This is a genomic window from Elusimicrobiota bacterium (assembly GCA_028718185.1).
Taxonomy (GTDB): domain Bacteria; phylum Elusimicrobiota; class UBA8919; order UBA8919; family UBA8919; genus JAQUMH01.
The window spans coordinates 1-24,456 of sequence record JAQUMH010000020.1; the positions used below are offsets into that span (position 1 = coordinate 1).

30 protein-coding genes and 1 tRNA gene are annotated in these 24,456 nt (G+C 34.8%); 28 read left to right on the forward strand and 3 right to left on the reverse strand.

Annotated features, from left to right (window positions below):
- Positions 1–218 precede the first annotated feature (218 nt).
- The 26 genes from PHE88_12095 to PHE88_12220 all read left to right on the forward strand — a co-directional run bounded on the left by PHE88_12095 (position 219) and on the right by PHE88_12220 (position 18,738).
- On the forward strand, positions 219–728 hold the full coding sequence (locus tag PHE88_12095; GenBank protein MDD5688560.1) for a hypothetical protein: 510 nt from the start codon (positions 219–221) through the stop codon (positions 726–728).
- Between the two features lie 65 nt (positions 729–793).
- A complete protein-coding gene (locus PHE88_12100; protein ID MDD5688561.1) occupies positions 794–991 on the forward strand; it encodes a 4-oxalocrotonate tautomerase family protein in 198 nt (65 codons plus the stop codon).
- A 124-nt stretch (positions 992–1,115) separates the two neighbouring features.
- Positions 1,116–1,634, forward strand: a complete 519-nt coding sequence (pal, locus tag PHE88_12105) for a peptidoglycan-associated lipoprotein Pal (protein MDD5688562.1) — start codon at positions 1,116–1,118, stop codon at positions 1,632–1,634.
- Positions 1,635–1,658: 24 nt separating this feature from the next.
- Entirely contained in the window at positions 1,659–2,384 is a 726-nt protein-coding gene (gene ybgF / locus PHE88_12110) for a tol-pal system protein YbgF (protein MDD5688563.1), read from the forward strand.
- A complete protein-coding gene (locus PHE88_12115) occupies positions 2,381–3,088 on the forward strand; it encodes a TonB family protein (GenBank protein ID MDD5688564.1) in 708 nt (235 codons plus the stop codon). The genes ybgF and PHE88_12115 overlap by 4 nt, the downstream gene beginning before the upstream one ends.
- Entirely contained in the window at positions 3,088–4,380 is a 1,293-nt protein-coding gene (locus PHE88_12120; protein MDD5688565.1) for a hypothetical protein, read from the forward strand. The genes PHE88_12115 and PHE88_12120 overlap by 1 nt, the downstream gene beginning before the upstream one ends.
- Positions 4,381–4,491: 111 nt before the next feature.
- Entirely contained in the window at positions 4,492–4,833 is a 342-nt protein-coding gene (locus tag PHE88_12125) for a PilZ domain-containing protein (GenBank protein ID MDD5688566.1), read from the forward strand.
- Between the two features lie 91 nt (positions 4,834–4,924).
- Entirely contained in the window at positions 4,925–5,338 is a 414-nt protein-coding gene (locus PHE88_12130) for a hypothetical protein (protein ID MDD5688567.1), read from the forward strand.
- Between the two features lie 167 nt (positions 5,339–5,505).
- Entirely contained in the window at positions 5,506–6,483 is a 978-nt protein-coding gene (locus tag PHE88_12135) for an NAD-dependent epimerase/dehydratase family protein (protein MDD5688568.1), read from the forward strand.
- Positions 6,480–7,517 carry an aspartate-semialdehyde dehydrogenase gene (locus tag PHE88_12140; protein ID MDD5688569.1) on the forward strand — a complete coding sequence of 346 codons (1,038 nt, stop codon included), beginning with the start codon at positions 6,480–6,482 and terminating at the stop codon, positions 7,515–7,517. Before PHE88_12135 ends, PHE88_12140 begins: the two co-directional genes overlap by 4 nt.
- A gap of 7 nt (positions 7,518–7,524) precedes the next feature.
- On the forward strand, positions 7,525–8,946 hold the full coding sequence (locus PHE88_12145) for a trypsin-like peptidase domain-containing protein (protein MDD5688570.1): 1,422 nt from the start codon (positions 7,525–7,527) through the stop codon (positions 8,944–8,946).
- Between the two features lie 82 nt (positions 8,947–9,028).
- A complete protein-coding gene (gene rplM / locus PHE88_12150) occupies positions 9,029–9,427 on the forward strand; it encodes a 50S ribosomal protein L13 (GenBank protein ID MDD5688571.1) in 399 nt (132 codons plus the stop codon).
- Positions 9,406–9,822 (forward strand): 30S ribosomal protein S9, encoded by a 417-nt coding sequence (gene rpsI / locus PHE88_12155; GenBank protein MDD5688572.1) that lies wholly within the window; start codon positions 9,406–9,408, stop codon positions 9,820–9,822. The genes rplM and rpsI overlap by 22 nt, the downstream gene beginning before the upstream one ends.
- An 83-nt stretch (positions 9,823–9,905) precedes the next feature.
- Positions 9,906–11,648 (forward strand): adenylate/guanylate cyclase domain-containing protein, encoded by a 1,743-nt coding sequence (locus tag PHE88_12160; protein ID MDD5688573.1) that lies wholly within the window; start codon positions 9,906–9,908, stop codon positions 11,646–11,648.
- Between the two features lie 88 nt (positions 11,649–11,736).
- Positions 11,737–12,420, forward strand: coding sequence for a DUF3307 domain-containing protein (locus tag PHE88_12165; GenBank protein MDD5688574.1), 684 nt, complete (start codon positions 11,737–11,739; stop codon positions 12,418–12,420).
- Positions 12,421–12,478: 58 nt separating this feature from the next.
- A tRNA-Arg gene (locus PHE88_12170) sits at positions 12,479–12,552 on the forward strand.
- 96 nt (positions 12,553–12,648) lie between these two features.
- The gene (tadA, locus tag PHE88_12175) at positions 12,649–13,185 is read left to right on the forward strand and encodes a tRNA adenosine(34) deaminase TadA (GenBank protein ID MDD5688575.1); all 537 of its coding nucleotides are present in this window, start codon (positions 12,649–12,651) and stop codon (positions 13,183–13,185) included.
- Positions 13,139–13,684 (forward strand): TlpA disulfide reductase family protein, encoded by a 546-nt coding sequence (locus tag PHE88_12180; protein ID MDD5688576.1) that lies wholly within the window; start codon positions 13,139–13,141, stop codon positions 13,682–13,684. Before tadA ends, PHE88_12180 begins: the two co-directional genes overlap by 47 nt.
- A gap of 3 nt (positions 13,685–13,687) precedes the next feature.
- Positions 13,688–14,347 carry a flavodoxin family protein gene (locus PHE88_12185; protein MDD5688577.1) on the forward strand — a complete coding sequence of 220 codons (660 nt, stop codon included), beginning with the start codon at positions 13,688–13,690 and terminating at the stop codon, positions 14,345–14,347.
- A gap of 2 nt (positions 14,348–14,349) precedes the next feature.
- A complete protein-coding gene (locus PHE88_12190) occupies positions 14,350–14,535 on the forward strand; it encodes a ferredoxin (GenBank protein MDD5688578.1) in 186 nt (61 codons plus the stop codon).
- Between the two features lie 118 nt (positions 14,536–14,653).
- Positions 14,654–15,226, forward strand: a complete 573-nt coding sequence (locus PHE88_12195; protein MDD5688579.1) for a 2-oxoacid:acceptor oxidoreductase family protein — start codon at positions 14,654–14,656, stop codon at positions 15,224–15,226.
- A gap of 131 nt (positions 15,227–15,357) precedes the next feature.
- Positions 15,358–15,645 (forward strand): 4Fe-4S binding protein, encoded by a 288-nt coding sequence (locus tag PHE88_12200; protein ID MDD5688580.1) that lies wholly within the window; start codon positions 15,358–15,360, stop codon positions 15,643–15,645.
- Positions 15,646–15,777: 132 nt separating this feature from the next.
- A complete protein-coding gene (gene porA, locus PHE88_12205; protein MDD5688581.1) occupies positions 15,778–16,947 on the forward strand; it encodes a pyruvate ferredoxin oxidoreductase in 1,170 nt (389 codons plus the stop codon).
- A 20-nt stretch (positions 16,948–16,967) separates the two neighbouring features.
- On the forward strand, positions 16,968–17,363 hold the full coding sequence (locus tag PHE88_12210; protein ID MDD5688582.1) for a hypothetical protein: 396 nt from the start codon (positions 16,968–16,970) through the stop codon (positions 17,361–17,363).
- A gap of 17 nt (positions 17,364–17,380) precedes the next feature.
- Positions 17,381–18,301: a thiamine pyrophosphate-dependent enzyme gene (locus PHE88_12215; GenBank protein ID MDD5688583.1), complete on the forward strand. Its 921-nt coding sequence runs from the start codon at positions 17,381–17,383 to the stop codon at positions 18,299–18,301.
- A 2-nt stretch (positions 18,302–18,303) separates the two neighbouring features.
- Positions 18,304–18,738 carry a cyclic nucleotide-binding domain-containing protein gene (locus PHE88_12220; protein ID MDD5688584.1) on the forward strand — a complete coding sequence of 145 codons (435 nt, stop codon included), beginning with the start codon at positions 18,304–18,306 and terminating at the stop codon, positions 18,736–18,738.
- A gap of 10 nt (positions 18,739–18,748) precedes the next feature.
- Here PHE88_12220 and PHE88_12225 read toward each other — a convergent pair whose 3' ends face one another.
- From PHE88_12225 to PHE88_12235, 3 genes are all read right to left on the reverse strand, one after another.
- Positions 18,749–19,456 carry an FHA domain-containing protein gene (locus PHE88_12225; GenBank protein MDD5688585.1) on the reverse strand — a complete coding sequence of 236 codons (708 nt, stop codon included), beginning with the start codon at positions 19,454–19,456 and terminating at the stop codon, positions 18,749–18,751.
- A gap of 18 nt (positions 19,457–19,474) precedes the next feature.
- A complete protein-coding gene (locus PHE88_12230; GenBank protein ID MDD5688586.1) occupies positions 19,475–20,278 on the reverse strand; it encodes a Stp1/IreP family PP2C-type Ser/Thr phosphatase in 804 nt (267 codons plus the stop codon).
- A gap of 159 nt (positions 20,279–20,437) precedes the next feature.
- Entirely contained in the window at positions 20,438–22,957 is a 2,520-nt protein-coding gene (locus tag PHE88_12235; protein MDD5688587.1) for a serine/threonine-protein kinase, read from the reverse strand.
- Between the two features lie 146 nt (positions 22,958–23,103).
- Here PHE88_12235 and PHE88_12240 point away from each other — a divergent pair, with 146 nt between their 5' ends.
- Together PHE88_12240 and PHE88_12245 are read left to right on the forward strand one after the other, a co-directional pair.
- Complete coding sequence (locus PHE88_12240; protein ID MDD5688588.1) at positions 23,104–23,523, forward strand: secondary thiamine-phosphate synthase enzyme YjbQ; 420 nt, start codon at positions 23,104–23,106, stop codon at positions 23,521–23,523.
- Positions 23,524–23,738: 215 nt separating this feature from the next.
- Positions 23,739–24,212 carry a metallophosphoesterase gene (locus PHE88_12245; protein MDD5688589.1) on the forward strand — a complete coding sequence of 158 codons (474 nt, stop codon included), beginning with the start codon at positions 23,739–23,741 and terminating at the stop codon, positions 24,210–24,212.
- Positions 24,213–24,456 lie beyond the last annotated feature (244 nt).

The window sequence follows — 24,456 nt, forward strand, 5'->3', positions numbered from 1 at the left end:
TAAAATCAGATTTTCAAAGACACAGAGGCTTATCTGAAAAACATAAAATTGCTTATTTGAAATGGTATATTTATTTAAAAAACCATTAAAAAAACAACATTTTAGTACTATTAAGCCCGCAATGACAGCATGAGGGTAAAAATATTTTAGCCCATAAATTCTCCTACGGAAAAATAGTTTCGTAATAGGTTCTAAACAATAATATCAGGAGATAATGTATGCATAGATTGAATATAAAAAATAGTTTTTTAGTTTTAACATTTATTGGTTTAGGTTTAATAAATTTCAGCAGTGTTATTTATGCAGGAGAAGATGTCAGTATGTTTGATAAAATGATTAGCATTACATTCAAATCACTCGCAAAATCATATATAGCTACCTCAGATATTGATAATTTGAAGAAAAAAAATATTGACAAATTGATTAAAATGGATGAGAAAAAATTCCGGAAACAATATTTAAAAACATACCCGGACTTGCAGAAATTACCCCAGCCGATAAGAACAAAATATGGTATTACAGAAAAACTTACAAAGAAACAGGCAATTAAAATTTTCGCAAAGTTTGATAAAAAAGCTTTGTATGAAATAATTGATTCAGTGCCGCATTATCTTATAGCAGAAAAGTTTAAAGAATCAATCGGGATGCAGCAAAAAGGCGATAAGAAAACAAATATAATGGAGAGTATTAAGAGTAAATGGGACCAGATAATAGCAAAAATCAAATAAATCGGAGAAGATTATAGAACATCTTGCAATAAGTAGTCAAAAGAAACGGAAAGGGGAGGAATAAAATGCCTTATGTGAAAATTGATTTGTGGAAAGGCAGAGATACCGGAACGAAGAAAAAACTGATTAAGAATATGACATCTGCCGTGATGGATTCTATCGGATGTCCGGCTGATGCTGTGCAAGTAGTAATAAACGAGGTTGAAAAAGAGAACTGGGGTCTGGGTGGTGTGCCGGCAGCTGAGAAATTTCCTGATAAATAGTTCAAAACATAGTCAAAATACTTAACGTTACCTCTGAAGTTTTTTACTTGACAAAATTCAAAAAATTAATATAATCACATCTGGCATATTATGTCAGTTTTTTTAGTTTAGGAGGGTTTGTTTTATGGTAAAAGTAGGTTGGAAATCAGCTTTATTGCTAATTACTTGTTGTTTATTTTTTTCTGTTTTTAGCGGGTGTGCAAAAAAGGTGGTTGTTAAGCCTCAGCCGGTAGAGCCGGTTGTTGAGATACCTCAACCGACAGAAGAGCCGTCCTTAAGAGGAAAAGCATATATAAAAGTTGCAGATCTTGAAACAGTACATTTTGATTATGATGATGCTTCGTTATCGGCTACAGCAAGAGATATTTTAGCAAAAAATGCTAAATGGCTTAAAGAAAACCTGGATGTTGAAATTATTGTTGAAGGGCATTGTGATGAAAGAGGAACAACCGATTATAATATAGCATTAGGTGATCGTCGTGCAAAATCAGTTAGAAGTTATCTTATGAAATTAGGTATAAAAGGGAACCGTATTGCAACAATTTCATATGGTGAAGAAAAACCGGTTGATTTTGGTCACGATGAAAATGCATGGGCGAAGAATCGTCGTGCAGAATCGCTTGGAAGAATCCCGCCTAAATAAAAATAAGAGAATTTAGGTAATTAAGTGAAAAATAACTTAAAATTATATATTATTTTCTATGTCCTGCCTTTTGTTTTATGTCTTTTTTTATCCGGTTGTGTAGCTACACAAAAGGATATGGTTGGGCTTCAATCAGATATTGTTACCCTCCAAAACCAACTTTCCGATATGCAGAAAAACCAGGCAGATTTGTCCGTTCAGATTGATGAACTTAATTCAAATATCAAAATGCTGGATGGGAAAATTGACGAAACAAACGAGAAGTTTTTAATTTTTGGTCAGAAATTAGACGATACTAACGTCGATTTTACTAATAAACTGTCGTTATTGTCAGACAAGGTTACCAAAAAAATAGAAGACTCAAAACCGACTCCGACCCAGATTTACGGTGCAGCTTATACTGATTATACAATGAAAAATTATGATCTTGCTGTTAGCGGTTTTCAGGAATATATTCAGCAGTATCCAAATGGGACATTGACCGCAAATGCCTATTTTTGGATAGGTGTGTGTTTTTATGATAAAGAAGATTATGATAAAGCAATAGAAAATTTCGATAAAATAATAACAGATTACCCTAGCTTTGAAAAAGTTCCTACCAGTAAGTTAAAGAAAGCAAATGCGCTTTTAAAACTTAAAAAAGAACCGCAAGCAATTCAGATTTTTGAGGATATAGTTAAAAATAATCCAAAAACACCAGAAGCCAGACAATCCTCAAATTATCTTTCCGGTCTGAAAAATCCCAAATGACAGACATTAAACTTAGTTTTATTGTTTCCATATCGCTGCATTTTTTATTTTTTTTATCTTTATCTATTGTTTCCAAGTCGTCGGCAAAGGTTTATTACATCCCCATACAGGTAATAGGTTCTGTTGGAATAGGAGGGGGTAGTGCCGGGGCTAATAGCAATGTTAATAACGGTAACTTGGGTGTAAAACCTTCAGAAAGTGTTTCAAAGCAGGTTACAAAAGAGGAAGTACTAAAGCCGGGTGACATTGCTGTCGGAAAACCGCGTATAACTAAAAAGAAAATTACCGGAAAAGAAGGGAAGGACGGGAAAGATATATCAAAAACTGCTGAAAGTGCACCTGGGACAGCCGGTTCTTCAGGAACAGGCGAAGGGACCGGTGCCGGTTCAGGAAATGGTGTTGAAGTTAATGCCGGAAATTTTCCATACATGGGATACGTGAATGTTTTGAGAAATAAAGTTGCAGAGAAATGGAATCCCACACCATCTACTTCCAGTGGTTCCAAAAAAATTCTGGTATATTTTAAGATTTTAAGAAGTGGTAAAGTTGAGAATTTAGTAGTGAAGGAATCAGCCGGCGTATCATATATTGACAGGTCTGCTATAAGAGCGATTATGAATTCTTCGCCATTTCCGCCGCTACCAGCTGGTTTCCCTGATGATTCGCTTGGTGTATATTTTATGTTTGAACTTTCAGGTACATAATGAAAATGAAAAAATATCAAATTAAATGGTTACTTCAGTTTTGTATGGGAATGGTACTTCTGTCGTCATTTTCTGCCCGGCTTTACAGTGTTGATATTTATCTTGAACTTAAATCCAGCGGGCGACGGGTAAATATATCTGTTTTCCCGGTAAATGATTCTAAGGTAGCGACAGAGATTTTGCAGATAGTATCAAATGATCTTTCATATTCCGAAATATTCAATGTGATTACTTTACAGCAAAGTCAGGCATTAAATAAAAACCTTGAATTTCCAAAAGCTGATCGTGACATAGCTGTTATAAACGGTATAGATACTATTGTAAAATTTACTGCTAATGTAAAAACTAATAAAATTTTAGTGACTTCCAATTGCTGGGATGTTGCTTCTGTAAAGAAGATATTTAATAAAGAATATAAATATTCAGCGGATGAAATCAGGAAACTGTCTCATAATTTTGCCGAGGATATAATAAATTATCTTACCGGTCAACAGGTAAAATTATCATCCAAGATTGCATTTTCAAATACGCTTTCAGGAAGTAAAGAGATTTGGTGTGTTGACTACGACGGCAAAAATCTAAACAGGCTTACCTATCATAATTCAATTTCTGTTTTACCGAAATATTCCAGTGACGGAAAATATCTTTATTATACAACGTACAAAGATGGTAACCCGGATGTTTTTAGGTACGATTTTGATAAAGCAAAATCAATCCAATTTTTGGCTTATCAAGGAATAAATATGGTAGGTTCTTGCTCTCCGGACGGGAAATATATTATTGTAACACTTTCAAAAAGCGGTGATCCGGAACTGTATCTTTTTACAACCGGAGGAAAAATAGTAAGGCAGCTGACATATTCAAAAGGTGTGGATACCTCCGCATCATTTTCACCCAATTCACAGGATTTTGTTTTTGTTTCTGATAGAGGCGGTAATCCGCAGTTATTTATTATGGATATTGACGGGTCAAACTTGAGAAAAATAACTAATAGTGCTTATAATGATTCACCGGTATGGTCTCCAATAGGCGACATAATTATTTTTACTAAAAGAATCGGTTCGAATTTCGATATTTATTTATATGATGTAGCAACAAAAAAAGAATATCAACTTACCCAAAATGCCGGTTCTAATGAAAGCCCGTCATTTTCACCTGATGGAAGACATGTAGTTTTTTCATCTAACCGTAACGGGCGATATGAGTTATTTACAATGACAGCAAATGGCAGCAATCAAAAACCGCTTGGTGGAATTAGCAAAGAATCCACAAACCCGACATGGTCGCCTTAAAATTAGATAAAATACTTCTCCGTTCATATGTAAATTGCATAAAGAAACAATTTTTATTAAGTTAAAAAAGTGCTTGACTAATTTCTTTTTTTTTCTATAATAATAGTCGCCATGGTGGTTGAACAGAGAAAATATCCCAGAGTGGGTTATGTAGCCAGTGTTGATATTCTACCGACATCAGACCGGAAGGTTTTATATAAAGGTCTTATAAAGAATATAAGTTTAGGCGGGATTGCTGTAGAAACTGAAAGAGATCTATTGATGGGTGGTGAGTTTAAATTCTATTTTTTACTTCCAAGTAAGATAAGTATAAAAGTGGTTGGCAATGTTGTGTGGGAATATAAAGATAAAAGTTCAAATTTTTACGGTGTTCAGTTCAGGACTGTTGGACTAATAAGTAAATTTAAGTTAAAGCGATTCATAGATAACAAATTAAAAAGCGTCCATGTATAAAAGCAAAAACGTCCATATGTTGTTGTGTTGACATGTGAACAAATGAACAATTGAACACGTGAACGCCTTTACGGTTTTAAGGGGGGGTACTATGGCAGACTATAAAAGGAAAATAGTTCTTATTGATAGGAAAATGCAATTCAAGTATGCATTTATGATTGGTGGTGCATTAATATTTATGCTTCTTGTGGTTGAGTATCATACATTTTTAACGATAAAGTTGGCTTTGCCGAATATATTATCAACAAGCGTTGGAGCACAAATAAAAGAGATTCATTTGTGGTTGATTATAAATGGGTTAGTTTACGCCTTATTTATCGGGGTAATCTCTATTTACATGTCGCATAAAATAGCCGGTCCGATTTTTAAGATAAAAAAAGATTTAAGGGAAATTATTGATACAGGAAATACTAATAAACAAATTTTCATAAGAAAAGGCGATGAGCTAAACGACCTTGTTGCCTTAATTAACGAACTACTCCAAAAAGTAGAGATAAAAAAATAGTTTTTGTTCCAATTATATCACTACAAAAACTATCCCGATGTAATGTCTGGGTCTATTATATCTTGAAACAGATATGGTTTTGGAATGTAGGCAAAGCAAGAAGCTCTGCCGCTACAGTGTTAATTTAGATGCCCCGGTTTCATCGGGGCATAATTTGTGGTAAAAATATGAAGGCGCTTGTTACAGGGGGTAGCGGTTTTTTAGGAAGTCACATTGTTGAAGCACTTCTCAAAAATAAATATTCCGTAAAATGCCTTGTTAGAAATCCAAAAAAGATAAGATGGCTTCATAAAGTGCCCGTTGAAACTATTTGCGGTGACTGTAGTGATAAAGACTGTCTCGCAGCTATAGTTTCAGATGTCGATTATATTTTTCACTCTGCTGCGCTTGTCAGAGCAATTAAAGACGATGAACTTTACTCAACAAACGTTGCAGGTACAAGGAATCTCATAGAAGCTGTTTCGAAAAACAACCCAAAAATAAAAAGGTTTGTTTATATTTCCTCACAAGCAGCTGTTGGTCCTTCTAAAAATGAAGATGTGAAAACAGAGGAAGCAAATGCCGATCCGGTTTCACATTACGGGTTCTCTAAGCTTTTAGGTGAGTCAGAGGTTTTAAAATTTAAAGATAAACTTCCGGTAACGATTTTAAGGCCGCCGTCTATATACGGTCCCCGTGATAAAGATGTTTTTGCTTTTTTCAAGTATACAAAAAATGGTATTTTACCGGTTCCAAAAGAAGAAAAGTTTATAAACATAAGTTTTGTGTCAGATGTCGTTGACGGGATACTTTTGGCGGCTGGTTCGGACAAGGCGATAGGTCAAACATATTTTATAGGTGATGACAAGATTTTTTCGTGGCGGTTATTGTGCGATGAGTTGATAAAAGCAGTAAACCCAAACGCTAAAATCATAGAAACACCGGATTTTATTTTTTATTTATCGGCATTATTCGGTGATATTTTTTCGAGGTTAAATAAAGAGCCTGCCTTAATTTCTCTTGATAAATTGAAAGAGATGAAGCAGAAAAGTTGGCTTTTGTCAGTTGAAAAAGCAAAGAAAGATTTTGGTTATTCGCCAAAAGTTTCGCTTGAAGAAGGAATAAAAATTACATACAATTGGTATTTAGAAAAAGGATGGTTATGAAAAAATACAATGTAGCTGTTGTCGGCGCGACAGGGGCAGTCGGACTTGAAATGATAAAGATGCTTGAGCGGAGAGAATTTCCGGTTGAAAATCTTTATCTTTTTGCGTCTTCAAGAACAGCGGGACAGAAATTGAAGTTTAAGGGTAAGGAAATTGTTGTTGAAGATATTAATACGATTAAGAATTATGATTTATTGAAAAATAACTATCATTTGGATTTTGCGCTTTTTTCTGCCGGTGCATCCGTATCAAAAGACTGGGCACCAAGATTTGCCCAACAGAATATTTTTGTTATAGACAATTCTTCAGCTTTTAGGATGGATGAAGGCGTACCTCTCGTTGTCCCTGAGGTTAATCCTGACGCACTTTCAGGAAGTAAAAAAATTATTGCCAACCCGAATTGTTCAACAATTCAGATGGTTGTGGCGTTGAAGCCTATTCATGATGTATCTAAAATAAAAAGGATAATTGTTTCAACTTACCAGGCAGTTTCAGGAGCAGGCGGAAAAGCGGTTGAAGAGTTTCAAAATCAAATAATGGCGTGGTCAAAAGGCGAAAAAATTCCACCGGCAGTAAAGTTGCCGCAGCAGATTGCATTCAATGTAATTCCACAGATTGATGTTTTTTTAGAGAATGCTTATACAAAAGAAGAAATGAAGATGGTTAACGAGACCAGGAAGATACTTGGTGATGATTCAATAAAAATATCTTCAACTTGTGTGAGGGTGCCGGTTTTCAGAGGACATTCTGAATCCGTATGGATTGAGACTGAAGAGAAACTAAACGGTGAAGAAGCAAGAGATATTTTACAAAATGCTGAAGGTATTATTGTGATAGATGACCCGTCCCAGAAAAAATATCCTATACCGATAGAATCTGCTGATAAACAGGTGACATATGTTGGGCGTATCCGTGAAGATTTATCATCAGAGAATGGTTTGGTTTTGTGGATTGTATCTGATAATTTGTTAAAAGGCGCAGCATTAAATGCGGTCCAAATCGCAGAAGTTTTAATGGCTAAAAAGTTTTTGTAATTATTTTATGAAAAATATAAAGATATTTGGAATTATAATATTAACTGAGTTTTTCTCGCTTAATAGTATCTACTCGATAACAGTAAATAAAGTTGAAGTTATTAAACGGTTAAGGCCATCAGTAGTAACAATAAAATTAGAAGCAGAAAAAATAGGTGTAAAAGATTGGGAACAAAAAATTGAAGCAAAAAGTGGTACAGGAACAATTATAAAACCAAATGGTTATATTGTAACTAACTATCATGTTGTAGATTTAAGTGAATGGGAATGCGATAATGGCGTAAAAATGAAATTGAATAAAATAAAAGTTATTTTAAATGATAATAGAGAATTTAATGCTCAAATAATTGGAATGGATAAGGCTACTGACTTGGCTTTAATAAAAATAGATGCCGATAATCTTAAACCGGTAACTTTTATACAAAATTCTGATACTGTAGAAGTTGGACAAGAAGCCATTGCTATAGGGAATCCGTTTGAGTTAGCGGGAACTGTTACTTCCGGTATGGTTAGTGCGGTTCATAGACAACTACCGTCTGGTGGTTATTGTCAATTTGAAGATTTTATTCAAATAGATACACCTGTAAATCCTGGCAACAGTGGTGGTCCAGCGATAGATACTGATGGAAATTTAATAGGTATAGTTACTGCTAAGATACCAAGTTATTTTTCAGAAGGAATATCTTTTGTTATTCCTTCAAATATTGTAAAACAAAGAATAGAGTTATTATTTACTAAAAAAGAAATAGAAGATGTTTGGTTAGGAATATGGATTGAAAATGAAATGAGTAGTTTGGTTGTTAAATATTTTGTTGATGAAAATCTATCTAAAACAAGTGGATTAAAATCAGGAGATGTAATTTTAAAAATTAACGATGAAGAAATTAATGGAATTTACAATATTCAACAAAAGTTATGGAAAATCGGCTTAAATGTTCCTGTGAAATTAACAATATTACGCGATGGTGTTAAATATACTTTTTCAGTGAATACTACAAAAAGACCAAAAGTTCCGACTTTAAAAGCAGAGCAAGTTTTTAAAGTATGGGGAGCTGGTTTCGATACGTCTAATAAAGTAAAACTCGTTATAAAAGATATTGATAGATATAATTATGTCCAGAATAGTATAACTTTTTATAGCATCAAAGTTGGTTCATATTTAGAAGGGAAAATGGGTTTTGAATTAAATGATGAAATCGATGGAATTACTAAACTCACAAATAGAAAGGATATTAATGAAAGATACAAGACAGCTATATTAGGTACAAGTGACGATATAATTACTGATGTTTCTTCTTTTCGCAATTCATTTCAAGGAGCAGTTAGGGAAAATTATCTTTGTTGCATAATGAAGATTACAAATCATAAATTAGATTCTTCTCATATTTGTTTAATATGGCAAAAGTTACCAGGTAACAGTTTTATTTAGTTGAAAAAAGAGAACCTGAGTTGACAAAAGTTGTCGTTTTGATATAATTAAAGGAAATTCTTAAAAAAAGGAAGGTAAATTTATGAATGTAAGGAGCTGGTTTTTAATTGATGCATCGGATGTTGTTCTTGGACGTTTATCAACAGTTGCAGTGAAGATTTTGCAAGGTAAGGGGAAAGTGGAATATGCTCCAAACAAGGATATCGGGGATTTTTTGGTTGTTACTAATGCAGCAAAGGTTAAGATGACCGGTAATAAGCTTGAGCAGAAACTGGATTATCGGCATTCCGGTTATCCGGGCGGCGATAAATATATCCTTTACAAGGACTTAATTTTGTCTAATCCTGAAAAAATTATAAGGCTTTCTATCAGCGGTATGTTGCCGAAAAACCGTCTTAGAAAAGTAATGTTGCGGCGTCTCAAAGTTTATAAAAAAGAGATAAAACAATTGGAGGGAAAATGCCAGAAAATATCAGTGTAGGTAATAGCAAAACGATTATAGCAATAGGCAGGCGAAAGACAGCAGTTGCAAGAGTAAAACTTTCTGCCGGTTCCGGGAAGTTAGTTGTTAATAAAAAACCGGTTGATAAATATTTTGCAGGTTTACCGAGATTTCAAATGACCGTGATTGAACCGCTAAAGATAACGAATTTACTATCACAATATGATGTCAGTGCAGTTGTAGGTGGCGGTGGGGTGATGGCACAGTCGGAAGCGATTCGCCATGGAATAGCCCGTGCAATTGCGTCTATTGACGCAGGTTTTAAAGCGACTATGAAAAAAGAGGGTTTTTTGACTCGTGATGACAGGATGGTTGAGAGAAAGAAACCGGGTCGCGCTAAAGCAAGAAAAAGCTTCCAGTGGACAAAAAGATAAGAAGCCTGTTTGCTTGCAAGCAGGATATGAATATATGCAAGCAAGTGCTAATATATAATAATTGTATATAAACTGAGTAAATAATGAAACAGAAAAAAATCGGTTATATTCTTGGGATATTGTCAATACTGGTAATTCTGGTTTGCGATATACTGGGTGTATTCCAGTTACTTGAGTATAAGTCTTATGATTATAGACTGAGGCTTCGTGGTCTTAAAAATCCTACCGGCGAAATAGTAATTGCTGCTATAGACGAAAGCAGTCTGGAAAAATTAGGTAGATGGCCTTGGGACAGAAGCGTTCATGCAAAGTTAATTGATAAACTTGTAAAAGCCGGGGTTAAGACAATTGGTTTTGATGTTATGTTCCTTGAAAAGAGCAACGCTCAAAGTGATAATATATTAGCAGAAGCGATGAAAAGGTCAAAAAGATGTGTCAATGAAATACTTTTTGAAATTAACAAAGGTGTTGTTGTAAATGCAAAACCGCTTTTAAAGGAAATGGAAGATGGTTCTTTGTCTTTAGGGTCTCCTAATATTTTTCCTGAAATAGACGGTGTTGTTAGAAAAGTAAAACCGGTTATAGAGTATCAGGGTAAATTGTACCCGCATATTTCTGTAGCTGTTGCTTCAGCATATTTGAATAAACCGTGGCAGGATTTGGTTAAAAATTTACCGTTAGATGCTAATGATGAGCTGCTGATTAATTATTGCGGCGAATTTGAAACCTATAAATACATTTCTTATTATAAAATAATCAGAGGAGAGGTTGATGAAAAATTATTAAAAAATAAAATAGTTCTTGTCGGATATGCCGCAGCTGGTCTTGGCGACAGGCATGTCACTCCTTTTTCACCGACAATGCCGGGTATTGAAACAATTGCGAATAATATAAATGCTTTTATAAACTCGGATTTTATTTCGTATTCAAATGTTCTTACGAGCTTATTGATAATAATTATCGTTGGTGGTATTCTTGTTTTTTTCCTGCCTAAACTTTCACCTTGGAAATCAACATTGTTAGCGGTTTTAGTTTTTGCTGTATGGTCCTGGGTTTGTAGATACTATTTTATAGAGAAAAAAATATGGATTGAATATGTACCCACTACCTTTTTGATTTTCCTGACATATATTTCAATTACTGCATGGCGGTTTATTACGGAAGAAAAGGAGAAAAGGTGGTTAAAAAAGGCGTTCGGACAGTATCTTTCGCCGCTTGTTATTAATGAAATTATGAAAAATCCTGATGCACTTGCCCTTGGCGGCAAGAGACAGGAGATGACAGTTCTTTTTTCCGATATTAGAGGATTCACAACTATTTCAGAGGCATCAACACCCGAAGAAGTCGTTGCGCTTTTAAACGAATACCTTACTAAAATGACAGAAATAGTTTTTAAGCATGAAGGTACGCTTGATAAATTTATCGGAGATGCTGTAATGGCTTTCTGGAATGCACCGATTCCTCAAAAAGACCATGCCCAAAGAGCTGTTTTGTGCGGTGTTGAAATGATACAGGAGTTAAAAAAACTTCAGGATAAATGGCGTGCCGAAAAAAGACCTATTATAGATATCGGAGTTGGTATAAATACAGGTGATATGGTTGTCGGGAATATGGGTTCTATTGAAAGAATGGATTATACTATTATTGGTGATAATGTAAATCTTGGTGCGCGTCTTGAAGGTTTAAATAAAGAGTTTAGAACTCATATAATTGTTTCTGAATCAACATATCTCCATGTCAAAGATATTGTAAAAACAAAACCTCTTGGTACCACGAAGGTTAAAGGCAAGGAAAAAGCGGTTGAGATTTACGAAGTAATACCATAAATTAGTTTTTGTCCGGTTGTGCCGGAATAAAAACTACCCTGTGGCAGATACTAAATTAAATTTGTTATTATTATGTTGGAGTAAATAAATGTATTTTTTTTGGCATTTACTTTTAGCACATATGTTAGCTGACTTTACGTTCCAGACAGATAGAATTGCCAAATGGAAAAGAGAAAATATTTCAGGTGTCTTTTTTCACGTTTTAATTTTTTTATTTTTTGCAGTTGCGATAAATTATCAATATCTGCCGCAAAAAGATTTTGCTGTTGCCTTACTTATTCTTGCTATATCTCATATAATTGAAGACCAATGGCGGGTTTATAGTATTACCAAATACAATTCACCTGATGACTTAGGATTTTTTCTTTGGGACCAATTCGTTCATATACTTTTGATTTTTGTGCTCGCTCCTAAAAATCCTATAGGGATTGAAACAGAAAAATGGATTATTTTGCTTATTATCCTAATAGTCGCATCTCATTTTACAGCAATTTTAATTTACTTTATTAAAAAGTTCTTTTATAGTAATGCAAATATTGTTACACAAGAAAAATACCATGGAATTATAGAACGACTTATTATAGTAGGCTGTTTTATAATACCTGGAAAGTGGTATTGGATTATATTGCCTTTTGTAATTATTCTTGTTGTCGGTGAGCGTATTTCTATTAAAAAAATAAGTTCTCAGTTAGATTTTTCAGCATTTAATATAATAGCGTCAAATGTTATAGGTGTAGTCTTGAGTGTCCTGGCAAGAACAGTTTGGTATTAGTTGTCTTGTGCTGTTAGCTCAATTGGATGCCGCATTCGGCGGAGTTTATCCCGCAAATGGGTCCGTAGCTCAATTGGATAGAGTGAACGGCTACGAACCGTTAGGTTAGGGGTTCAACTCCCCTCGGACCCGCTTTTTTTGGGAAACCGCAAGGTTGTAGGTTCAAGTCATGTAAGGTGCGATTTTTACCCGCCTAAGCGGGTAATCCCGATGTAACGTCGGGATGCCATGGACAATGTGTTCACAGTAAATACTGTTATTAAAAAGATGAACTATGATAAGTATTTCATGCAGGAGGCGTTAAGAGAAGCAAAAAAAGCAGAAAGTAAAAACGAAGTTCCTGTCGGTTGTGTTATTGTAAAAGATAATAAAATAATTGCAAAGGCTCACAATCAGACAATAAAAAAGAACGATTCCACTGCTCATGCTGAAATTTTAGCAATAAGGCGTGCAAATAAGAAATTAAAAAATTATCGTTTAACAGGTTGTCAGATGTATGTTACAATTGAACCCTGTTCAATGTGCGCGGGTGCACTTGTGTGGGCTCGTATTAAAAAAGTCGTTTATGCTGCTTCAGATGAAAGAACCGGTGCCTGTGGAAGTGTTATAAATGTTGTTTGCAATAGAAAATTTAATCATAGAGTTGAAGTGAAAAGCGGCATTCTAAAAAAAGAATGTATAAGTCTAATTCAAAGGTTTTTCAAAAGGAAACGAAATTATGATAAAAATCTCAAATCTCAAATTCCAAACTCCAAGCTATTTTAAAATTATTCTTCTTGCTTCCTGCTTCCTGCTTCTTGTTTCTTGCAGTATTTATTCTGCTGATTTAGGGATAGATGTAGGCAATAAAGCCCTTGATTTTTCACTTAAAGAGTTATCATCAAAATCAAATTTTAAACTTTCAAATTACACCGGGAAAAGTCCCGTATTTCTGAGTTTTTTTGCTACATGGTGCAAATACTGTAATGACGAAGTTCCCGAATTGAACAAAATTTACAATGAATATAGTAAAAAAGGGTTAGTGGTTATTTCTGTAAATGTCCAGGAAAGAGAAGAAAAAGTCAGCAGTTTTGTTCAAAAGAAAAAAATACTTTATAGAATATTACTTGATTCAAGTGCAGAGGTATCTAATAAATTTAAAGTTTATGGCATTCCGACAAATATGTTAATTGATTCAAAAGGTGTTATAGTTTTTCGTGGAAACGATATGCCTGATGTAAAAGAAATTGAAAAAATACTATTGAAGAAAAAAAATAAAAAGTAATTTTTGTTCCAATTATATAAGAACAAAAATTGCTCTAAACTCGATTCTGGGTCTATATATTGTAAGCGACAAGGAGAAATAAAAATAAAAGTTATTGGGATTTCTGCCGGTAGTAGTATAAAAAGTAGAAGTGAATTGCTGCTTGACTCTCTGCTTGATGAATTTGCAAAATTCAACTATGAGATTAGTAAAATTGCAGTAAGGGACCTTAATATTTCTTTTTGCGATGGTTTGCGGGGTTGTGAAAAAACAGGGGTTTGTAAGTGGAAAGACGATATGAAAGTTTTAGAAGAGAAACTTATGTCGTCTGATATAGTAGTTGTTTCTTCTCCGATTTATTTCACTTCCTTACCAGCAAAATTAAAAGCAATAGTAGATAGATGTCAGGTTTATTGGGCTAAAAAAAATATTTCCGGACTATCGGTAAAGCAAGAGAGTAAATATGAACCAAAACCTAAAAAAGGATTTTTCATATCAGTAGCAGGCAGGACACCGGATTTTAAACATGCAGAAGTAATTATAAAAGCGTTTTTTAGTGTTTTTAATATAGAATTCTGTAGTAAGTTTTATCTTCCAAATACAGATAAAATAAGTAGTAAAGAATTTTCAAAGGCGATGGAAGATGTAAAAAAAATATCCCGCTTAAACGGGATGGAGGGTTAGAAATGAAAGCGGTCATTGACAAAGATTTATGTACTGGTTGTGGTTTATGTTGTGATAGTTGTGCTGATGTTTTTGAGATGCAGGACACAGTAGCTGTGGTAAAGGGTGCAGCGGTTCCGGCAAATAGCGAGGACTGTGCCAAACAAGCAGCAGCAGATTGCCCGGTTGAAGCAATAAAAGTTGAGTAAACAAACACGGAATCGACACGAAACAAATACACAGAACAGTCACGGAATATTTTCTGTGTCAGTTCCGTGAGTTTTTTAAAGTTCTGTGTCAGTTCTGTGTATTTAGCGGAGCGAATGAATGAAAAATATTATTGAAATCAGATGGCATGGTAGAGGCGGTCAGGGTGCGAAAACAGCGGCACTTTTGTTTGCTGAAGCAGCACTTGCTACGGGTAAATATGTTCAGGGTTTTCCTGAATATGGTCCTGAAAGGATGGGAGCACCGGTTCAGTCATTTAATCGTTTGTCAGATAAACCTATTACGCTTCATTGTGGAGTTACAGAACCGGATTTTGTAGTTGTGCTTGACCCTACACTCATAGATACCGTTGATATTATATCAGGGTTATCAGACAGTGGGGCGGTTATTGTTAATACAGAAAAAACAATGGATGAAATGAAGAAGAAACTTAATTTCAAGGGTAAAGTATTTGTTGTTAATGCGACAAAAATAGCAAAAGAATCATTTGGTAAAGCGATTCCTAATACTCCTATGATGGGTGCTCTTGTAAAGGTAACAAATTTTCTTGATATTAACGGCGTTTTGGAAGATACAAAGAAAAAGCTTGAAAAAAAGTTTTCTCGCAAACCTGAAATAATAGAAGGGAATATTAAGTCAATAAAAAGAGCATTTGATGAAGTTAAAGGGTAAACGCTCAGAAACAGATTTCTTTGAACCGCTCGTTAGAACTCGCTCTGCAATTTGCTCCTGGAACAAATAAGTCGCAAATTGAGGTTCTTCAGAAATCTTTTCTTCACTTACGATTAAAAAGGGATGAAAAAATGGAAAAAAAACTTGGTTGGAAAGAATTGCCGGAATGTGATATATTGGAGGCAGGAACTGCGAAGGATTTTAAAACAGGCGATTGGCGAACCAATAAACCTGTTTACAATTCTGGAAAATGTATCCAATGTTTTATATGTTGGATTAATTGTCCCGATTCTTCAATAGTTACAAAAGACGGTAAAGTTACAGGCATTGATTATGACCATTGTAAAGGTTGTGGTATTTGTGCAAAAGAGTGTCCGCCAAAAGCAACCGCAATAACAATGGAGGAAGAAAGAAAATAATCGCTCACAAGCAAATTTTTTTGAGACGCTCCTTAGAAGTCGCTCTACAATTTGCTCCTGGAAAGAATAAGTCGTAAATTGAGGCTCTTCAAAAATTTCTTGTTCGCTCGCGATGAAAAGAGGTATAAAATTATGAGAGTAGCTAAAACTGGTAATGAGGCAATGGCTGAGGCAATGCGGCAGATAAATCCGGATGTGGTTGCTGCATATCCTATAACACCGGCGACAGAAGTCGTTATGATTTTTTCACAATTTGTTGCTGACGGGCTTGTGGATAGTGAATATGTGGCTGTTGAATCGGAGCATTCTGCTATGTCTGCTTGTATAGGAGCATCTGCTGCCGGTGCACGGGTTATGACATCGACATCTTCACAAGGACTTGCCCTTATGTATGAAATGCTTTATATTGCAGCAGGTCTTCGTCTTCCGATTGTAGTAGCAGAAGTAAACCGTGCTTTATCAGCACCTATAAATATTCATGGCGATCATTCAGATACAATGGGTGCCCGTGATGCGGGTTGGATTCAAATCTTTTCAGAAAATTCACAGGAAGCATACGATAATATGATTCAAGCAGTCCAGATTGCCGAAAATTCGAAACTTCCGGTAATGGTCACAACAGACGGTTTTATAATTAGTCATTGTATGGAAGTTATCGATATGGTTTCCGATGAAGAAGTCAAAGGTTTTGTCGGCGGGTATGATCCCAAAAGGTATCTTTTGGATATAAAAAATCCGTTTACATTGGGTTCAATTGATTTGCAGGATTATTATTTTGAACATAAAATGCAGGAAGCAGAAGCAATGAAAGACTCAAAGGAAATTATTCTAAAAGTTGGAGATGATTTTAAAAAGAAGTTTGGTAGAGAATACGGATATTTTGAAAAATATAAACTGGACGATGCGGAAATTGCTATTGTTTGTCTTGGTTCTACTGCCGGGACAACAAAAGTTGTCGTTGATGAATTGAGAGAAAAAGGTATAAAAGCCGGGCTTTTGAAATTACGGGTTTTTAGACCGTTCCCTTACCAGGAAATAGCAAAAGAGCTTTCAAAATTGAAGGCGATTGCAATACTTGACCGTTCTGATACATTTTCTGCTTATTCAGGTCCTGTTTTTTCAGAGGTCACATCTGCACTTTTTTCTATGAATTATAAACCATTAACTATGAACTATATTTACGGTCTTGGCGGCAGGGATATAAATACAGCAGAAATAAAAAATGTTTTTGAGGATTTGATAAAAGCTTCACAAGAAAAAAAGGTTGAAAAGCTGATAAGTTATATAGGAGTAAGGGAGTAGAAATTATAGAAAATTTTAGTATGAAAATCGTTTTTTATCCTGACGAAAATAGTGTTCGCAAAACAATGAAAGAAAACGACCCTGTTTTTGCGCTTATTTCTTTTGATAAAAAAGAGGTTTTAGTTGCACCTGCTGATGATGTGGTTGAACACAATATAATGCTTAAAAAACTGAATCGTTCCGAATTGGATATTGATAAGTATTATCGTGTTGTGGTGAATGGAGCTGGTGCAGATTGGACATTTGTCTGTCCCTCGGATTACAAAGGCATTTCTGATAAAACCCGGCGGATAGAACAATTTTATAATGATGGTATAGGTGCAATTGATTCGGCACTTAAAAAGGTTGGATACAATGTAGAGATTAAAGTTCCAACAAGATATAGAAGACATTTTAATATGATGGGTGATGAATAAAAAAGGAGTAAAGATTTATGGCTAATTTGAAAGAATTGTCAAAGAAAGAAGAACTTTTTACGGGTGGGCACAGGTTATGTGCCGGTTGTGGAGCTGGAATTATCGCAAGACAGGTTTTACTTGCTTGTGATAAACCGGTTGTTGTAGCTAATGCTACGGGTTGTCTGGAAGTGGCAACGACTATCTTTCCATATACCGCGTGGCAGGTACCGTGGTTTCACTCAGCATTTGAGAATGCGGCTGCAACAATTTCAGGAATAGAAACAGCTTATAACGCACTCAAAAAGAAAGGAAAAGTTACCGAAGAAATAAATTTTATCGCTTTCGGCGGTGATGGTGGTACATATGATATTGGGTTACAGTCGTTATCAGGCGCGATGGAAAGAGGGCACAGGATACTTTATATATGCTATAATAACGAAGCATATATGAACACCGGTATTCAAAGGTCATCTGCGACACCAAAGGGTGCAAATACTACTACAGCTCCTTCCGGTAAAAAAGCAACAGGTAAAATCCAGATGCGAAAGGATTTGACAGCAATTATGGTTGCCCATAATATACCATATGTCGCGCAGACAACTCTCAGTTTTCAAAATGATTTAATTTCAAAAGTTCAGAAGGCGCTTTCTATGAATGGGGCTGCTTTCATGAACATAATGCAACCTTGCCGGCTTGGTTGGGGGTATCCTCCAGAGGATACTATTCGTCTTGGCCGTCTTGCAGCCGATACTTGCATCTGGCCTGTGTATGAAGTTATTAACGGTGAATATAAACTTAACTATAAGCCGAAGGAAAAAAAACCTGTAACTGAATGGCTGAAAACACAGGGAAGATTTAAACATCTTTTTTCTCCGGGGAACGAAGGTGTTATAGAACAAATTCAGCAGGATGTTGATAAAAATTGGGCGAAGATTCTTTCCCTTTGTAAGGAGTAGTAGTGGATTACGAATTAGATATACCTGATATAAAATGGGCGAAGCAATTTTTTGTAGAGATAGATTTTTTAAGTCAACTTAGCGAGCAGGAAAGAAATTCCCTTATCTATAGTACAAAAAAAATACATGTTGTTAAAGGTAAAACGATATTATTTCAGGGAGAATTCTCAAACCGGTTATTTTTAATTAAGAGCGGAAAAATTGCTGTGTTTGTTGTAAAAGAAGGTAAAAAAACTAAAGTCGCCGAACTCGGTGAAAAAAATTATTTTGGAGAGATATCTTTAGTTAATCCGGTTGCTGCTTCGGCAACTATAATAGCTGAAGATATTTCTGAAGTTTTCATTTTAGAAAGAGAAGTAGTAGAAGAGATATTTAAAAATAAACCGGAAGCACTCGCCACAATCCGCAAGAAAATAGAAGAAAGAAAAAACAAATAGTCAAAAACCTTTATTTTTTCACCTTTTCCATAAAAACCATTTTGGTCTTACCAAATTCTAACATATCACCGTCAGTTAATATTTTTTGGTCATTAACAGGCACTGTATTTACTTTCGGGTACCCTTCTTTTATGGCTTTCAATATATATCCTTCAGGTCTGCGCGATATTGCTGCTGCGAGAGCAGGGGCGAACATTCCTTTAATCTTTACCTGGGCTTGACTACCGCTCCCTATATAGGTAAGCAGACCCGGAAGTTCAATTTCAGTCTGGTCAACTGCACCATCAATAACTTTCAGTGTTCCGACTTTTTCACCTTGACTTGCAGAATCGCCTTCTTTACCACCAGTTAATTCACGTAATTTGGCCGAATCTATTACAACTGTTTCACTACCACTCGCTTCTTTTTTTTCAGAAGGTTGAACATTAGTTTCTTCATTAATAAATATCAAAGTATGTTTTGCAATACCAATTTGACCTTTATTACGCAAATCAGCTTTAACGATTTTAGTTTCATTTAAAAAAGTCCCGTTTGTACTTCCAAGATCTTCAACAAAATATGAATTATCCTGCTTATAAATTTTTGCATGATGTCCTGAAATGGCAGGATTATCAATCACTATATCATTGTCTGATTTTCTTCCAATAGTTGTAACATCGTTAGTAATAGGAATTTCCTTAATTACAGCTGCTCCAAACTTTAAAATGATCTTCGGCATTTTTCCTCCTTTCGTCCGTTAATTAAGAAACTTTTTTATTTTACTTTTTAGTACAGATATTCCTTTCTGCATTTGAGCGACAACTACTGTTATATTATCCTTTCCACCAGCGTCATTTGCCATTGCAATTAATTTTCCGCATATTAATTCCGGTTTTTTTAGTTCTGTAATTGTTTTCAGAATGTCTTTATCATTTACCATTCTTAATAGACCGTCCGAGCATAAAAGAATATAATCATTGTTGTTTATAGGCATTTCAGATACATCAATTTCAACAGATTCTTCAGTACCTAAAGCTCTTGTTAAAATGTTTTGCATGTCAGATTTACTTGCTTCTTCTGTCGAAATCAAGCCCTTGCGGACTTGCTCCATAACTATAGAATGGTCAATTGTTAACGGGTTAATATCATTATTACGTATAAGATAGAGACGACTATCACCAACATGAGCAACTATTAAATTATTACCGACTATTAATGCAGAAACAACAGTTGTCCCCATTCCTTTATTTTGAGGATAATTTTTACCGGATTCGTATATAACTTTATTTGCTATCTGAATACAATTTACCAGGTAATTTGCATGTTTTGAAAGATTAGGTTTCGAACTGGTAAAATGTTCAAATTTATCATTATTGAAAGCATAAAGCATCCGTTCTTTTATAACATCTACTGCCATTTTACTTGCAATCTGACCTGAAGCATGACCACCCATCCCGTCCGCGACTACAAAAATATTTATGGTTTCATCAATACAAAAACTATCTTCATTATTTTCTCTATTAAGTCCTAAATCGGTTATTCCAAAAACTTCTATTTTCATATGATTTGTCATTGCGAGAGCCAATTTATTGGCTCGTGGCAATCCCATCTTTTACGTATTACATTTTATGAGATTGCTTCGCCAACGCTCGCAATGACGTCAATAACATTGCGACATATTTTCTAAGTTTAACGTAGCTTTGTTAGTTTTCTAACAATCTCATAATGTTGCTGAACAATCTCGAATATCTTTTGCCATTTCACTTGCTTTTTGATAACGTTTTTCAACATCTTTTTGAAGTGCTTTGTCAATTATTTTTACACAGCAATCCGGTATATTAGCATTATAATTCTTTGGGGATGGATGAAGCTCGGTTGTTATCTGGTAAATAAGAGTTGCAATACTATCTCCGTTAAATGGTTTTTCACAGGTTAATAGTTCATACATAACAACACCGAGTGAGAATATATCGGCTCTGCCGTCAACTTTTTTCCCGGCAATTGATTCCGGTGACATATAGCTTGGCGTACCGAGAACAGTTCCTGTCTGGGTTTTTGATGAAGATAAAATCCTTGCAATTCCAAAATCTGTTACCCTTAACGTTCCGTCTTTAAGTAACATTATATTTGCCGGTTTAATATCGCGGTGAACAACACCTTGCTGGTGCGCATAATCGAGTGCGTCTGCAACCTTTGCTACCATTTCCAGTGCTTCCTTGATTGGCAGTATTTTTCCCTTTTCACATTTATCTTTTAAATCACTGCCATCAAGTAATTCCATGGCGATATATGAAACATCATAATCTTCACCTGCATCAAATATTCTTATTATATTCGGGTGTGAAAGATTACCGGCTGATTCTGCTTCACGGAAGAATCTTTCTTTTATTGCCTTTATCTGGTCTTCAGGTAAATCATCTTCAAAACGAACAGTTTTAATAGCAACCGTTCTGTTTATTTTCGGGTCCTTACCAAGATAAACAATCCCCATTGCTCCTCTGCCAAGTTCTTTTATTATTTCATATCTACCTAAGGTCGGAGTTTGTTTAGAACCTTCAATAATAACAGTCGAGTCTTTTGATTTAGCGCCTAATACAACTGTTTCACCTGCGTTTTTAAGTGATGTTATCTTTTCTGCAACATCTTTATATTTTTCATCAACCTTTTTTATATGTTCATATACAGCTACCGCTTTATTTAGCTGTCTTTTCCTCTCAAAATCAAGAGCGAGATTATAAAGCAAATCTTTCATTTGGTCGTCAACGGGACATTTTCTAAATTTTTCAAATGCGATATCAAGCATCCCTTGACCCTGGAAAGACAAACCCAGCATTTTATTGGTTTCAATGCCTTCTGCTTCTACAAGTTCTTTTCTTTTTTCCGTAAATAGGAAATGTTTTGTGGTTATCAAAGTATATCCTAAAACGAGTAGTATTGTTGCGTGGAATATTTTGAGCCAATAGCCGTTCATGAAGGTATATGTTCCGAAACCTATAATAACAAATAGTAATATTAACGTTGCAATGGCTCCCCACTTTGCCTTTAACCGTGGAAGAATAAATATTACAAACAACCCGCATAAAATCAGGCTGATTATTTCAAAAATATTTGCCCATTGAGGTCTTACTATAAAATTTTTAGTAATAATATTTTGAATTGTATTTGCAGTAATTTCTACCCCGGGAAAATTGTTAGCTACGGGAGTAACATTTAAATCCCCGATGCCGGTTGCTGTTAATCCGATAAGAACAATTTTATTTTTAAATGCTTCCGGCGGAATTTTATTTGTGAGAACATCAAACGCATCACAATATTTAAATGTTTTGAAAGGTCCGATATAGTTAATTAACATATTCATGGAATCGTCTGTAGGAATAAATACTTTTCCTACATCTATTCCTTTTTTATTTTGGATTTTTATGTCGCTAAGTTCAAGGTTAAGATATATTCTGGCGAGTTGGAGTGCAAAAGAGGGGTAATATTTATCGCGATAACTGATTAAACTGGTTTCTTTCCTTTTTGCTCCGTCAATATCAGATATCAAGTTAACATGACCGATACCTTTTGTTCCATCGGCAAAAATATCCAGAGGAAGTAATGGCAGAAACCCTTTTATGGATTGAGGATTTGATAAACCGGAAATAGAATTGCTTGATAAAATTGGAGGTAATTCAGTTGGTGTCTCACCGAGAGGTTCTTCCAGCGAAAAAAACATCGGTAAAACAATATTCCCGGTATTTGCAATTGAGTCTGCGAGGATAGTATCATTATCTATGCTTACTTCAGCATTAGCGATTTCCCCCAAAAAATTATTTAAAAAACCTATTTCCTTATCAGATATTTTACGTTTTTTCTTAAGATTTTGAACTTCTGATAATATATTTATGTATTTTAACTTTAATTCCCTTATTTGTTCAAGACCGTTAGCTTGCTCGGGTTCGCTAAAAATAATATTTAAACCGATAACTTTTGGAGTTGCCTTTGAGATTTCTTCAATAAGACCTGCGATTATAGAACGGGACCATGGCCATCTGCCTATATTAGCAATACTGTTGTCGTCAATCCCGACAATCATGATTTCGTCTGTTGGTTTAGGATTATGCCTTAATTTGCTTCTGATATCGTAGAATTTATACTCAAAAGTTTCAAAAAAGCTTGCTTTGAGGAAATAAGAAGCGACTATTGATATAGTCAAAACAAAACCAATAACAAGATCAACGAAAAACCCCTGTTTTTTCATCCATCCTCCAATATTTTACTTCAAATATGCTACATAAAAATCATGTATTTGTCAAGAATAAAAATTCAGAAAATAAAATTCTAAAAAAGTATTGCAAAAAACAATAAATTAGGTATAATAATCCAAAATTAACGAGAGGGAATTGTATGAAAATATTTTCCGATAAAATTAGTTTTAATACAAAGGGAAACTGTGAAATAGTTAACATAACAGAAGAACTTTCAGCTGTGCTTGTAAAATCAAAGATAAAAGATGGTATTGCAAATGTTTTTATTGCCGGTGCAACGGGTGCAATTACAACAATAGAATATGAACCGGGGCTCGTTAAGGATTTTCAGAACCTTTTAAAAGAAATTGTAAAAGAAAACGGTGATTACGAGCATAATAAGACACATTCTGATGTTAATGCAACCGCTCATTTGCGAGCCTCGCTTTTAGGTCCTTCAATATCTGTTCCTGTCGGTGAAGGGAAACTAACCTTAGGTAAATGGCAGCAGGTTATTTTTGTGGATATGGATAACCGCCCGCGGGAAAGAGAAGTTCTGGTGAAAATCATCGGACAATAGTCATTCGCAAGCAAATTTTTTCGAGACGCTCGTTAGAACTCGCTCTGGCATTTGCTCCTGGAAAGAATAAGTCGCAAATTTAGGCTCTTCAAAAATTTCTTACTCATTCCGCAATTTAAAATATAAAAGGATGGGGAGCAAAAAAATAAAAACTATAAAATATTTATAAGGTTTTAACTCCATGAACCCTAAAACCCTATAACTCTAAAACCCTTATGCTTATAGGTATAATTTCTGATTCACACGATAATATAAACGCAATTAAAAAGGCGGTTAATTTTTTCAATAAAAAAAATGTTGAAGTTGTTTTACATGCAGGAGATTTTGTTTCTCCGTTTACTGCGATTGAATTTGGAAAATTGAAAATGAGGTTTATGGGTGTTTTTGGCAATAACGATGGTGATAAACCGCATCTTTTGGAAAAATTTAAGGATATAGGAACAATATATCAGGAACCGCTTGACCTTGAACTGGAAAATAAAAAGATTGTATTAATGCACCAGATAGACAAACTCGATAAAAATAAAAAATATGATATTGTAATTTACGGACATTCACACAAGCCTGATATAAAGAAGGGAAACCCGCTTATAATCAATCCGGGCGAGTGCGGCGGCTGGCTTACCGGAAGAAGTACTGTTGCAATCCTTGACACTAAAACCCTTAATTCTGAAATAACATATCTATAAGTAAAAAAATAATACCAAAAAAATACTTGACAATCTCGGATATTATGTGCTACAATTATTAAAAAGGTGGCACGCAGTGCAATTCCGAGTAAAGATACTGTGTAGCAATGTCATTGCGGGCTTAATAGTATTTTTGTGTTGTTTTTTTAACCCTTAAAATATTGTATAATCGTCTGAAAAAGTAAAAAATAGACTTTACAATATCAAAGGGGTTTAATAATGAACAAAAAAACATTGCCCAAAA